Source organism: Actinoallomurus soli (genome assembly GCF_024055715.1).
GTDB lineage: Bacteria > Actinomycetota > Actinomycetes > Streptosporangiales > Streptosporangiaceae > Actinoallomurus > Actinoallomurus soli.
The window spans coordinates 12,869-26,900 of the sequence record NZ_JAMXMV010000023.1; the positions used below are offsets into that span (position 1 = coordinate 12,869).

The following is a 14,032-nucleotide window of genomic DNA, read 5'->3' on the forward strand; positions in this document are numbered from 1 at the left end:
ACGCTGGAGCAATAGACGTTCTTGGAGATTTACATGGTCAGACCACATCGGCTTTATCGGACGCCCGACGAAGCATTCCAGGCTGGGTTCGGGAATGCCGCGAATGATCCGCCGCTGACGGATACACAGATCGCCCGGCTCCGCCAAATCCTTTACGACTGGCCGGAGCGCATCGCAGAGAGTGTCGAGCGGCGCCAAAGAGAACGGACTCATGAGCTCCCGGCTGCCGACGCTGCACGGCACCGCATGCACAGCATCAGCAGGCGACCTTAGAGACCCAGCTTCCGGGTCTTGGGCCGTTCCCACACGACCGGGATCGTCCGCTCCCAATGACCAGGAGCACCCGTTGACTCGCCGACGGGCCGGTCGCACCGGCACGTCCACACGTCGACCTCGTCACCCTCACGAGGCGCCCAGAACTGGAACCGGATCTTCTTGGTCTTCGCCTGCTTCGACCCGGGCGGCCAGAGCTCGATGTGGAACGTGGCCGGCTGATCGGCGTGGAGCACGCGGTTCCCCGGGCCGAGTGAAAGGGTCGGCGTCGGTCACCGTGAAATCGTGCCGCAGCCGCAAGGACAGGGCCATCCCGTCGGCGAGCCGGTCGTCCCCGATCACGCTGTCATCGCCCGGCATGCCGACACGATACGGGAACTCGCAGGTAAGGCGCCCCCCGGTCGGCATGCAGCCCTACATGTAATAGGCATAGCGGGTGGCGATTCGGGCGTCAGGCGGCACCTGCTTGAGGATGGAACCGACCCGGTAGGCGGTACGCAAGGTGAGCGGGTCACGTTCGTCTAGCTGGGCATTGTTCCAGTTCATCTTGGACAGGGCGAGTATGTCGGTGCCAGCGAGCAGCAGATCGGTACCCCGTGATGCGAGCCGGATCAGTAGCGGCTGGGGAACGTACATACCGGGGTAGGTGCGGAAGTACGGCACCGAGCCGCGGGTGTACAGCAATAGTGAGCGTGCATCCAATTGGACCGTAGTGCCGCGCAACGGCGGGAGTTGCCCGGTGCGGTAAAGGTGCGGGGCGCCGCGCCGCTGGATCCACAGCATGTCGACCTGGTCGATGTCGCGTTCGTCGGCGGCTTCGTGGAAGCCGTCGATCTCGCTGGGAGTGAAGTTCGAGGTTTTGTGGACAACGATGCGCGCTGGCTGGTGGCCGTGGTTGTTGCGGTATTCGCTTAGCGCGTCCAGCAGTAGCCGCCGGGCGTCGGAGAGCGCCAGGTGGGGCTGGCGGTCGCTCTTGGAGATCTGCGCGGTGCCGCCGCGTACGACAACTCCGTCGCCGCGCTCATTGAAGATCTGGGCAACAGCGGTGTGCAACTCCTGCCCATTCGCGGAGCGGTAGAAGCTGACTCCGACGTAGCAGGTGGCCAGGTCTGTGCTGTGGCGCTGCATGCGCCAAGGTGTCCCGCCGGCCTTGTAGTACAAGGCCGTGTGCAGGTTCCAGGCCCTGGTGGCCTCGTCCTGTAGGGGCCGGGTGACCTGCCCACCGGTCCTCGCCGGGATCCCGGTCCAGGTCTCCTTGCGCATCAGCTGCAGTGGCGCCGACAGCGTAAGCATTCTGGCTTTGAGCAGGTCGTGAAAGTCGCCTCCTGCCTCACGATCTTCCTGCTCCTCCTCGTCGGGCGCGCTTGCCACCGGCGACGGGCGGTCTTCACAGTCGTTGAGCTCGTCGGGACGGGCGCAGATCACGACCCGGCAGCGCCCGGTTTCGGCCAACGACCGGGCGGCCTCGGCGTAGATCTCGACCGCATCGGCGGTGGCGGAGGCGACGTCGGCGCGAGCTAGACGGCGCAGCTGACGTTCGGGGATCTCTCGGACAAGGGCGCTGTCGAAGACGAGCTCAGCGCCGAACTGGGAGTCGACGCTAAAGCCGGGAAAGGGCTGGTGCAGGTTCTCCTGCCCGGATTTTGTGTCCTTGGCCTCGATCCGATTCTGGCATCGCTGCAGCCAGCTTTGGATGCCATCGACCGCCTGAGCGGGACCGACCAGAGCGACTGGGATCTGGTGCGGTGCGGTCGGGGAGTCGGCGTCGGCCGGGCCGAATACGCTGAGGCCGTAGCGGGGGTCGATGTGTCGGTTTCCGGCGCGGAACTCCAGCTCCGGCTCGTGTAGCACGTGTGCTCTCATCGCGGCAGCTCCCACAGGCCCTCGGCCAGCCCGTTTACGCTCGGCTTCGGAGCGGGCTCTTGCGGAACCCAGGCCGTATCGTCGATCGCGGCATCGCAATCCAGCTCCAGGAGCTGGCCGAACCGGATGCGCTCATCCCGGCTGCTGAACAGATTGTCCTCGCCTTGCAGATAGTCGGCCCAGGCGCGCACGAGCTGGTAGACGGCGTTGTTGCGCTCCATACGCTTGATCTTCCTTACGTACTCAGCGTCGTACAGCGAGTCGCGTCGGCCGTCGATAGTGAAGTGGTAGGTGGGATTGATCTCCAGGAACCACTGCTCGCCCCAGCGGCGGAAATACAGGCTGGCGGCGTAGTGACGACAAAAGCTGATCTTTGTTTCGTCGTCCTTGCCAAAGTACGGAGTGAAAAAGCTGCGCCCGCGGCTGCCCCGATAGCGGCCCTTGATCCTCCGATTGGAGCGGTCTGGCGGCGCCTGCATGTAAACGACCTTCTTTTTAGAGTGCCATACAAGGTCGCGATGGTGGGCCGAGCGCAGGGTGAAATTCAACAGGGACACGAAAATCCGTTGTAGGTCAGAGTCCTCGGTGTTCGACCAGGTCTCGGTCGGAACGGAAGTCACCGGACCGTCACACAGCACTGCCAGCGGACCCTCGTCCAGGCGGCACAGCGAGAGGATCCGCCCGGCGGCCAGATGGAAGCCGCCCTCGAACTTGTTGCCGTTCGAACGCATTCGCTCCCAGGCATCGCCGCGGTCGCGGCATGGCGTCGACGCCTCGTAGACAAAGGGGGCGAACCCTTCGACAGCGAGCAGGTTCGAGACGAGCTGCTCGCTGCGCTCGAGCCGCGGCAGCGGCTCCCCGACAGGCACACCCAGGCCCGATAGCTGGCTAAAGGCGTCAGGGTCGAAGCGGTCTGCGCTCTTATCGAACTGGACCACGCACCGCGCCTTGCGCTCGGGGTCGGCGAACCAGGTGTCGACGCGCTTCCACCACGCCTGTTGGACACGGAGGTCCACGCAGATCAGCACGACCGGTCGACCCAGTCGAAGCCAGTAGTCGACGTGGTCGGCCTTGCAGGAGAACTTGAACCCCGTCGCTGTCTCACCCGGGAATCCGACCTCTGTGGCCTTCACTTGGGCTACTACGGCGACCCCGGTGACTTCACGGTCGGTGTCCACGAACTCGATCTGGCCGTCGATCGCAAAGTCGCGTCGGGTGTCGTTCCACACGTGACCGGCGTCGGAGACAGCCTTGTCAACGAATGCCTCGCCCCGGTATCCAGCACGCTGCTGGACGCTACGCTTAGGCATCCGATCACGGCCCCGACACCGGCGCAGGCGCGTGCGCCGCAGCCCGGTTGAATCCGGTAGGCCAACGCCACCGTACGTCCGTACCCCACGTCATGCGTTAATCCTTCGCTCGCTGTCAAGCTGTGCCCCGAGCTATATTCAACATAGGCTGACCCACCGACAATTCCGGCTTGGCAGCCAGGCGCTGGCGGCTCAGTAGCGTCGTTGACGGCCGATGTGGTGCTAACACTCGCGAACAGAGTGCACCTGACACCATCCGCTCAACTAGTGGGGGTCGATCAGTTGGCCGAGTCTACGATGGTCAACGCCTTCGACCTTTATGTGTCAGGACCTCGAAATCCCAACGACCGCTTTTCGGCAGAAGAGTGCGTCCGACAGAGAGACGGCATCACGCTACGTAACTGAAGATCGTCATCAAGGCGAACGCGCCAACGACGCATGAGGACTACAGGTGGGGTCGCCGCTCACGAACGTTGATCACCCGGCGCTGGGCGGTGTTGACGACCGGCTCTCAGGAGGCGACCTGGGCTCGCGCCGCCTCGGAGAAGAGCGGATTGGTCATCGCGATGACCTTGGGTCGGAAGTTGCCTTTCGCGCAGACCATGCCTGTTGCCTTTTCGCCTGGGGCGAGGCTCGTCGTGTCGATCTGTCCCTCGTACCGGCCGAGGGCGGAGCTGCTGTCGTGCTTGGTGTTCCGGGTGTCGGTGATCGAGAAGTACAGCGGGTTGACATCGAGTTGCTTCTTGGTCTGGTTGGTGACGGTGACCTTGACGCAGGACAGGGCGCTGCCGTCGCTCAGGATGCTTTTGTCGGCGTGTGCCCACCTGGCGGTGAGCTTGATCGGGAACGTCATTTTCCGGGTCGCGCTGCCGCTCTTGCCCGCCGGCTTGCCGGGGTCGGCCGACTGGACGGTGACCGGGTCCTGGTCGAGGTTGCAGCCGGTGGTGAGGATGGCGACCGCACCGAGGCTGATGATGATCTTTCGCATGGAATCCTCCTTGATCGCGGGGGCGTATGCTGCGTGGCGCGTCACACGGCCACTGCGAGCAGTTCGTAGAACTCTTCGGCGTCGATGACCGTGATGTCGTGACCCGACTCGCGGAGCCGTTCGGCTTTGGCGAGCTTGCCGGTCTTCGTCGTCCCGGGGGCGAGTTGGTGGGGCCTGATACCGGCGACCACCAGTAGGTCGACGGACTTGGTGACGTCGGGGACGGTCCGGGCTCCGAGGGCGGCGATCCGTTCGGCGGCGGTGTTCCGGGTCAGGCCCGGCAGTGATCCGGTGAAGCAGACGGTGAGCCCGAAGAACGGGTTGTCCGGGTCGGCGTCGGGATTGGCGTCCGGAAACGGCCTGCGCGCCGCGGCTCCCCGGTATCTGCATCCCTGGCGGACGCCGCCGCGGGAGGAGCCCATCTGGATCCTGTGGACCGTAAGGAGCTCGTCCAGGGTGGCCGTTCTCTGCTGTTCCTGCGCGGCCAGCATCACCTGGGCCGCTGTGCGCGCGTCGTCGCCGGCGTCATGGTGGCGGGGCAGTTCGATGCCCAGGGCGTCGGCGAGGACTGGGAGCTTGTACGAGAGCAGGCCGGTCCAGACTCGTCGCGCGATCACGTACGTGCAGGCGAACCGGAGGTCTGGAACGGGGAGGCCGCTCGCCCTGCAGGCATCGGCGAGAACTCCGATGTCGAAGGCCGCGTTGTGCGCCACGAAAGGTACGTCGCCGGCGAACTGGGCGATGCGCTGCAGCGTATCCGGCCAGCTGGGGGCGTCCCTGACGTGGTTCGCCGTGATGCCGTGAATGCGCACGTTGAAGGCGTCGAAGTGGTCGTAGCCGGGCGGCGGCTTGATCAACGATGACCACTCCTCGACAATCTGCCCTTCCTTCACCTTGACCAGTCCGACCGAGCACGGGCTTGCCCGCACAGCGTTCGCCGTCTCGAAGTCGATCGCCACCCAACTCGTCATCCGTCGCTCCTCACACTGAGTCGTTGAAAGCATGACCATGAGAGCATGACGTGAAAGCACTGTCAAATGGCTCTGCTGTATTGGATGGTGTACAGTGGCGGTGCTTCAGAAAGCTGACGAGGAAGTTCCGATGGCATCGCAGAGCGAGCAGTTGACCGCCGCCGAGATCTCTCGGCTCGCCGGTGTGACACGGGCGACCGTGAGCAACTGGCGCCGGCGCCACGCCGACTTTCCGCAGCCCAGTGGGGGGACGGAGGCCAGCCCCAGCTACGACCGGCGGCAGGTCGAGGTGTGGCTCGACGCCCGGGGCCGCCTGCCCACGCGTTCGTCAAAAGACGACTTGCGAACCCACCTGCGCGGACGTGTGCCGCGCGAGGCCGAGGCCGTAGCCCTGTTCACGGCGCACGTCGCCGGGCTGGGTGACAAGAAACGCGCCGGGATCGCGACGCTGGACGACGAGGAGCTGCTCGCGCTGCATGCCGAAGCGGTGTCATCCGACTCTGGTACCGACGAATTGAGCCCTGCGGGCATCTCCGCGGCGCTTCTGCGATCGGCGGCGAACGTGATTCGCCAGGAAGGCCCTCTCGCCGTCTTCGACGTGCTCGAGGAACATGGCGAAGCGCCGATCGGCATCCGCGGGACCCATCCGACGCCGGAGGCGCTCGCCGACCTGATGGCCGGGTTGGCAACGTCCGGAGGCCCGCGTGTCCACAGCGTTCTCGACCCGGCCTGCGGAGGTGGACGCCTCCTCGCCGCGACGGCGGCTGCCCTCAAGCCAGGCGCACGGATACACGGCCAGGAATACCGTCTCGTCACTGCGGCTCAGGCCAGGGCCCGGCTGGCCGAAGGGCCGGCTAAAGCCTCTGTGGATGTCAGGTCTGGGGACAGCCTGCGCGACGACGCCTTTCCCGGCCTTCGGGTGGACGCCGTGGTGTGCAACCCGCCGTACGGCGACCGCGAGTGGGGGCATGACGAACTGGCACTCGACACGCGCTGGGCGTACGGCGTGCCACCGCGCTCGGAGCCGGAACTCGCCTGGGTCCAGCACGCCCTGGCGCACCTTACCGAGGGCGGCCACGCCGTGCTGCTGCTTCCACCGGCGACCGCGTCACGATCCTCCGGCCGCCGCATCCGGGCTGAGCTGCTTCGGCAGGGAGCGCTCTGCGCAGTCATCGCCCTCCCGCCGGGCCTCGCGGTGCCCCACCACATCGGGCTTCACCTGTGGATACTCCGGCGCCCCGAAGCGAGCCGCCCCGGCCGGGATCTGGTCCTCCTGATGGACGCCTCCAACGAGCACGTCTCGACGGACCAGCCGGCCGCCCAAGGCGAGACACCGGACAAGAACAGGCTCCACGAGACGATCCTCAGCACGTGGAAGGCGTTCACCGCGCCGACCGAGTTCACCGAGATACCCGGTACCGCCCGGGCGGTACCGGCGATCGACCTCCTGGACGAGCTCGTCGATCTCTCGCCGGCACGACACGTCCGCACGGCACCAGTGATCAGCCCGGACGCGGCCCTGCGCAACGTGACCGAGCTCGCCGAGCGCCTCAAAGCGGACGTGGCCGCTCTGGCGGCGGCGAGCGAGATCGGACCACTGACCTCGGCCGGGGAGACCAGCCGCAGCTGGCGCAGCGCCACGGTCGCCGACCTGGCCCGCGGCGGCGCGCTCGCCGTCCATAAGGGAGTGCGGTCCCTCTCAGCCGGTACCGCGCCTACCGACCTTGCGAATCGTCCCATCCTCCGGGCGCGCGACCTGATCGACGGGATCCGCGCCAGCGGCGACGCACGCGAGTTGCACCTGGCCGACCCGTTCGTCATCGAGGCGGGGGACGTCCTGCTCACCCAGAACGTCGGTCCGCAGGGCGTCGCGACCCGCGTGGCGGGTGAGGACGATGCCGGATGCCTGCTCGGCAACGGCGTGATCTTGCTCCGGCCGGATCCCAGACGTCTCGATCCGTGGTTCCTCGCCGGGTTCGTGAGCGCACCCGACAACGTCAGCCAGGCGACGACCGGCTCATCCACATTCCAACTCGTGGCGTCCCGGCTGCGTATCCCGCTGCTCCCGCTTGATGGGCAAACCGCTTACGGCCACGTTTTCCGGAAGATTCACAAACTTCGGACCAGCGCGCGGAACGCCGCGGCGTGCGCGGATGAGACAGCGGACCTCGTGGCCACGACCCTCAGCAGCGGCGCGCTGCTTCCCCATGGAGCCGAGTTGCCATGAGGACCGAGGGTTCGTCGGTATGCGGGGCTCGACGATCAGCTCAAGAAGTGGTGTGCGCGCGTTAATGGCCTGTGGTGGCCAACCGATATCAGAGGCCCCGCGTCTCCGAATAGACGGGCGGGAAGATGAGGTGTGGCTGTGACTGTGGATAGCATCGCGAACCGGTTCCGTGTGACAGGCCCTCTCGGTAAGGGCAACATGGGCGAGGTCCACCGCGCCGTTGACCTCCAGGCGGACGGTGACGACCAGGACCGCGAGGTCGCTGTGAAGGTGATCCTGCGTGGCCGCACGGGTGCACTGATCGACTCGCGAGCCGATTCGAAGGCCGTTCAGCGGTTCGAGCGCGAAATCCGCATCATGCAGCGCCTCAACGAGCACCCGAATCTTCCGCGCATTATCGCCGGTGGCCTCGACGAGGGCGACGGCCTGCCGTTCATCGCCATGGAGCTCCTCAAAGGCCACACCTTGCGCGTACTGACAGGTGAGCATGCCCAGCTTCCGGTGGCCTGGGTGGCCGCCCTCGGCGCACAGATCGCGGACGGTTTGTCGGCCGCGCACCGGGCGGGGATCGTGCACCGTGATCTCAAGCCCGCGAACGTGATGCTGCTTCCCGGGGGGCAGGTCAAGGTCCTCGATTTCGGCATGGGCCGGATCATCGACGATGCCGAGGCCGGCAGGGTGACGAGCACCGGGGTTACGGTCGGCACCGCTCGGTATATGGCCCCTGAGCAGTTCCTCAACGCGGCGGTGACTCAGGCCGCCGATCTTTACGCGCTCGGCTGCATGCTGTACGAGCTGCTGACAGGTGCCCCGCCGTTCGTGAGCGAGAACGCGCTCGAACTGGGGCAGAAGCACAGGACGGAGGAGCCGGCTCCGCTGCGGCTGCTGCGTTCGGACGTCCCTGAGGACATGGCCCGGCTGGTGGAGCGTCTCCTCAACAAGCAGCCGGAGGACCGGCCGGCCGATGCGGTGGCGGTCCGCGAGGCGCTTCTTCCCTTCGCCAAGGGCGAGTCGGTGGTCCAGGACTGGGAGTCTTATGACCCGGTCCGCTATCTCGCGTCGACTGATGAGGCGCCCGTGCCCGAACCGGCTCCGGTGGTGGAGAAGCCGCGCGTGGCGGGTTCGGTGATGGACGTGTTCGGGCTGCATCGGCAGCTCATCAAGGACTACCGGGAGTTCACCGAGGGCGGGACGATCATCCGCGACGACCGCATCGCCGCGTTCGTCGAGTCCGATCTCGACGCCAAGTCCCAGTGGCCGGACCCGTGGGTGTCGCTCAATCCGTTCTTCGCGTCGGGTGGCACCGTCTCGGAGCTGAGCGGCAAGCTCCTCCACGAGGAGTGCGCTCGCATCTTCCAGGCGGACAAGACCCGAAAGGGCACGAAATGCGACGGGCGCCCGCTCACCCTGCACCGCCACCAGCTTGAGGCGATTGAGGCCGCCAAGCGCAAGCAGTCCTATGTCCTGACGACCGGCACCGGCTCCGGCAAGTCCCTGTCCTACATCGTGCCCATCGTCGACCAAGTGCTGCGCGAGCGCGAGACGACGTCGGAGAAACGCGTCCGGGCGATCATCGTCTACCCGATGAACGCTCTGGTCAACAGCCAGGTCAATGAGCTGAAGAAGTACCTGCGGGACGGCTATGGCAAGGGTAACGAGCCTGTCACCTTCGCCCGCTACACCGGGCAGGAGGACGATGAGCGCCGTAAGGAGATTCGCGACAATCCGCCGGACATCCTGCTGACCAACTACGTGATGCTCGAGCTGATGCTCACCCGCCCAAAGGATCGCAGTTCGCTGATCCGGATGGCGAAGGGCCTGGAGTTCCTTGTCTTCGACGAGTTGCACACCTACCGGGGACGCCAGGGCGCGGACGTCGCGCTACTCATTCGTCGGGTGCGCGAGGCGTGCCAGGCGGAGCACCTGCAGTGCATCGGCACGTCGGCGACAATGTCGAGCGAGGGCACTTTCGATGACCAGAGGAAGGCGGTCGCTCGCGTGGCGACCACCCTCTTCGGGGTCGAGGTCGACACGGACAACGTCATCGGCGAGACGCTGGTCCGTGCGACCGAGGAGGCGCCGGAGACGGTCCCGGCTGAGCGGTTGCGGGCGCCAGCCGCCCCGCGCGCGTACGACGACCTGGTTAGGGACCCGCTGGCCCGCTGGATCGAGACGCGGTTCGGTCTCGCGAAGGACCCGACGGGACGTCTCGTCCGCCAGAAGCCCTCGAAGATCGAGGAAGCCGCCGCCGATCTCGCGCACAAGTCCGGAGTTCCTGAGGATGTATGCGCTGAGGCGATCCGCCGCACGCTGGAGGCCGGTTCGGAGGCCCGGCACGCGGTGACCGAGCGCCCGCTGTTCGCATTCCGGCTGCACCAGTTCCTGTCCAAAGGCGACACCGTATACGTCACCCTAGAGGACCCGGCGATCCGGCAGCTCACCCGCGACTACCAGCTCATCCAACCCGGTTCGGACGGCAAGATCCTGCTGCCATTGGCGTTCTGTCGCGAGTGCGGCCAGGAGTACCTGACCGTGTGGCGTAGCGACAAGGACGGCATGGTCCGCTACGAGCCGCGCCGTGACACTGCGGCCTCGGGCGGCCGTGAGGGCGACGGCTACCTGTACGTCGATTCGGGCCGGCCGTGGCCGCGTACCACCGAGGAGGCGATCGACGGCCGTCGCCTGCCGGAGTCGTGGCTGGAGGTCGACGACACTGGGCAGGAGGTCGTACGCGCCAACTACCGGTCGAAGCTTCCCATCCCGGTCCGCGTCGATCCCTATGGTGCTGAGGGCCAAGGGGAGCTGGAGGCCGCGTTCATTCCGGCGCCGTTCCGGTTCTGCCTGCACTGTGGAGTGAGCTACGAGCAGGTCCGCGGCAAGGATTTCGCCAAGCTGGCAACGCTCGACCAGGAGGGACGCTCGTCGGCGACATCGCTAGTGTCCTCGTCGATCATCCGTTTCCTGCGGGCGGTGCCGGAGAATGCGCTGCTTCCCGAGGCACGCAAGCTGCTCACGTTCGTCGACAACCGGCAGGACGCCTCGCTGCAGGCCGGCCACTTCAACGACTTCGTGCAGATCACCCAGCTTCGTGGGGCGCTGTACCGGGCGGCGGTGGAGGCAGGTGACGAAGGCATCAGCCACGAGGATCTGGCGTCCAGGGTCGTCGGCGCCCTCGGCCTGGACGTCGCCGACTACACCGGCTCCTCGGACCTGCCCCCGTCAATGGCCCGCAACGCGGCTCGGACACTTCGAGACGTCGTCGCCTTCCGTCTCTATCTCGACCTGGAGCGCGGCTGGCGCGTCACCATGCCCAACCTGGAGCAGACGGGCCTGCTGCGGATCGACTACGAGGATCTCGACTGGGTGGCCAGCAAGGAAGACCGCTGGGAGAAGACCCATCGGGTGTTGCGCGACGCCGCGCCGGGCAGCCGTGCAGAAATTATGCGTGCGCTACTGGACGAAATGCGCCGTTCCCTCGCCATCGATGTGCAGTATTTCCGGGACGACTTCGACAGTCTGCGTCGTGCCAGCGAGGAGCGGCTCGTCGACCCGTGGGTCCTGTCGAAGAGCGACGAGCCCAAGGTCGGCACGGCCTACCCGCAGAAGGCCCGCCCCGGCCTCGACCGTTCGGGCCTGTTCCTGTCCGGGCTCAACAAGTTCGGCAAGTACCTGCGGCGCGTGCATTTCAACGACCTGTCGGTCGACGACGCCCAGCTGCTCATCGAGCAGCTGCTCCAGGTCCTGACCAAGGCGAACCTGGTCAAGGAGGTCTCGGTGACGCCCGGGTGGACCAGGCGCGGCCGCCGCCCCACCGGTCAGGCGATCACCGGCTATCGCGTCTCTGCGGCATGCCTGGTGTGGCGCGCCGGTACAGGCGAGATGGGCGCCCACGACCCTCTCACTCGCACCTACGCCAGCGGCGATGGTCCCCGTGTCAACGTCTTCTTCCGGGACCTGTACCGCAACACCGCCGCCGAACTCGGCGGCCTCATCGCCCGTGAACACACCGCCCAGGTCGACCCGGAGGAGCGCCGCAAGCGCGAGGAAGCGTTCAGCGAGGCAAAGCTGAAGCTGCTGTACTGCTCACCCACGATGGAGCTGGGTGTGGACATCCGCGACCTCAACACGGTGATGATGCGCAACGTGCCGCCGACACCCGCGAATTACGCCCAGCGCAGCGGACGCGCAGGACGGTCCGGGCAGCCGGCGCTCGTCACCACCTACTGCGCGACCGGCAACAGTCATGACCAGTACTACTTCCGCCGTTCGGCGCGGATGGTGGCCGGCGCGGTCGCGCCGCCGCGCCTCGACCTGGCGAACGAGGATCTCGTCCGGTCACACATCCAGGCGATCTGGCTCGCCGAGACGGGCCTGGAACTGCACAACAACATCCCCGCGATCATCGACATCGCCTACGACGAGGACTCCCGCCGACCTGACCCGCCCCTCCCCCTGCACGACACTGTCGTTCAGACGATCCATAGCGAGGCCGCACAGAAGCGTGCCGTGAGGGCCGCGAAGCAGGTGCTCGGCGGGCTCCTGGCCGACTTCGCAGCCACCGTCTGGTGGGACGACAACTGGATCGAGGAAACGGTCCGCACCGCTCCCGAGCGTTTCGACCGGGCCTTCGACCGCTGGCGGCAACTGTTCAAGGCGGCGCTGGTGGATCAAGCGGAACAGAACCGCCGCGTCCTGGACACCACCCTCTCCGACCGCGACAACAAGATCGCCGTCGGCCGCCGTCGGGAAGCGGAAACCCAGCTTGACCTGCTGAAGAATCAGTCGGCGGAAAGCCGATCGGTCCTGTCGGACTTCAGCCCGCACCGCTACCTGGCGAGCGAGGGTTTCCTGCCCGGCTACTCATTCCCACGGCTCCCGCTGGCCGCCTACATCAACATGCAGGACCGCCGTTTCCGTGACGGCGACTACCTGCAGCGCCCCCGGTTCCTGGCAATCCGTGAGTTCGGGCCAGGCGCGCTGATCTACCACGAGGGCGCTCGCTACCAGGTGACCCGCATCCAGCTCCCGCCGGGCGGGACGGGCGATGTGGTCACGTCCGAGGCCCGCCGCTGCGCGAGCTGCGGCTACCACCACGACTCGACCGACCGCGCGGACCTCTGCCAGATGTGCAAGGAGCCGCTGCCCGAGGCCAAGTACGGGCTGCTGCAGATGCACACCGTCTACACCAAGGCCCGCGCGCGGATCTCCTCCGACGAGGAGGAACGCCGCCGGGCGGGTTTCCGGCTGGTGACGTCCTACCGGTTCAACGACCATGGCGAACGCTCGGGCCGCCAGGATGCCCTGGTCACCGACGACGACGGGCACATCGCCACTCTGGCCTTCGGCGACTCGGCGACGGTCCGGATCACCAACCTGGGCCGGCTGCGCGCCAAGGAAGGTGAGCCGGACGGTTTCTGGCTCGACCCCGCGACCGGCGAGTGGATGACCGAGAAGGCCGCGTCGGATGCGTCCGGCGACTCCAGCGAGATGCCGGTCGTGGACGCGAGCGGCAACGAGAAGCGGCGTAAGAAGCGTGTCATCCCGTACGTGGAGGACCGCCGCAACATCCTGGTCGCCCAGCTGGCCGAGCCGCTGGAAGAGCCGGTCGCGCTGTCGCTGATGTATGCGCTGGAGCGCGGGATCGAGGCGGCGTTCGAGCTGGAGGATTCCGAGCTGTCGAGCGAGCTGCTGCCGCCCGACGAGGGGCCCCGCGACCGTATGCTGTTCACCGAGGCCGCCGAGGGCGGCGCCGGCGTGCTGCGGCTGATGCAGTCGACGTCCGGCGCGCTGGCGAAGGCCGCGAAGGCGGCCCTGGACATCTGCCACTTCGACGAGCGTGGCAACGACCTCGGCGGCCCGCACCCGGACCGGCCATGCGCCCGCGGCTGCTACGACTGCCTGCTCACCTACGGCAACCAGCTCGACCACGCCTTGATCGACCGGCACGCCATCAAGGACATCCTGCTGCGCCTGGCCCACGCGAAGACCGTCGCGACCGGACGCGGCGAGTCCCGAACCGAGCAGCTCGCGCGCCTGTCCGACCAGTCCGAGAGTCCGCTCGAACGCCGGTTCGTCGCCTGGCTGAAGGAACGCGGCCTGCGGATGCCCGATGAGGCGCAGACCTACGTTCCCGACGCGCAGGCCCGCCCCGACTTCGTGTACCGGTTGCCGGGAGTGCCAGTCGCGGTGTTCGTGGACGGCCCCGTTCACGAACACGACAACATCAAGGAGCGCGACCGCCAGGCGGAACAGCGGCTGGATCAGCAGGGCTGGGACGTGGTCCGCTTCCCCTACGACGCCGACTGGGACGCCATCGTCGCCGAGACACCGAGCTACTTCGGCGCTTCCTCCACCGCCTGATACGCATACGAAATCCGACGAGCACCACGACGCGAGGACC

The 14,032-nt window shown here is 66.8% G+C and carries 7 protein-coding genes; 2 read left to right on the forward strand and 5 right to left on the reverse strand.

Annotated features, from left to right (window positions below; all coding sequences use genetic code 11):
- Window positions 1–269: 269 nt before the first annotated feature.
- The 5 genes from NDW01_RS35710 to NDW01_RS35730 form a co-directional block, all read right to left on the reverse strand.
- On the reverse strand, window positions 270–509 hold the full coding sequence (locus tag NDW01_RS35710; protein ID WP_252828775.1) for a hypothetical protein: 240 nt from the start codon (window positions 507–509) through the stop codon (window positions 270–272).
- A 178-nt stretch (window positions 510–687) separates the two neighbouring features.
- Entirely contained in the window at window positions 688–2,124 is a 1,437-nt protein-coding gene (locus NDW01_RS35715; RefSeq protein ID WP_252828776.1) for an argonaute/piwi family protein, read from the reverse strand.
- Between the two features lie 8 nt (window positions 2,125–2,132).
- Window positions 2,133–3,446, reverse strand: a complete 1,314-nt coding sequence (locus NDW01_RS35720) for a DUF4365 domain-containing protein (RefSeq protein ID WP_256513937.1) — start codon at window positions 3,444–3,446, stop codon at window positions 2,133–2,135.
- A gap of 511 nt (window positions 3,447–3,957) precedes the next feature.
- Entirely contained in the window at window positions 3,958–4,434 is a 477-nt protein-coding gene (locus NDW01_RS35725) for a DUF4352 domain-containing protein (RefSeq protein WP_252828778.1), read from the reverse strand.
- Between the two features lie 41 nt (window positions 4,435–4,475).
- On the reverse strand, window positions 4,476–5,405 hold the full coding sequence (locus tag NDW01_RS35730; protein ID WP_252828779.1) for an exonuclease domain-containing protein: 930 nt from the start codon (window positions 5,403–5,405) through the stop codon (window positions 4,476–4,478).
- A gap of 130 nt (window positions 5,406–5,535) precedes the next feature.
- Between NDW01_RS35730 and NDW01_RS35735 the strand changes: the two genes are divergently transcribed.
- Together NDW01_RS35735 and NDW01_RS44080 are read left to right on the forward strand one after the other, a co-directional pair.
- Window positions 5,536–7,632 (forward strand): N-6 DNA methylase, encoded by a 2,097-nt coding sequence (locus NDW01_RS35735; RefSeq protein ID WP_252828780.1) that lies wholly within the window; start codon window positions 5,536–5,538, stop codon window positions 7,630–7,632.
- Window positions 7,633–7,770: 138 nt separating this feature from the next.
- A complete protein-coding gene (locus NDW01_RS44080; RefSeq protein WP_252828781.1) occupies window positions 7,771–13,992 on the forward strand; it encodes a protein kinase domain-containing protein in 6,222 nt (2,073 codons plus the stop codon).
- The last annotated feature ends 40 nt before the right edge of the window (window positions 13,993–14,032 follow it).

Coding starts and splice junctions, on each gene's coding strand:
- NDW01_RS35735 (WP_252828780.1), top strand. CDS start 5,536: ATGGCATCGCAGAGCGAGCAGTTGACCGCCGCCGAGATCTCTCGGCTC.
- NDW01_RS35730 (WP_252828779.1), bottom strand. CDS start 5,405: ATGACGAGTTGGGTGGCGATCGACTTCGAGACGGCGAACGCTGTGCGG.
- NDW01_RS35725 (WP_252828778.1), bottom strand. CDS start 4,434: ATGCGAAAGATCATCATCAGCCTCGGTGCGGTCGCCATCCTCACCACC.
- NDW01_RS35720 (WP_256513937.1), bottom strand. CDS start 3,446: ATGCCTAAGCGTAGCGTCCAGCAGCGTGCTGGATACCGGGGCGAGGCA.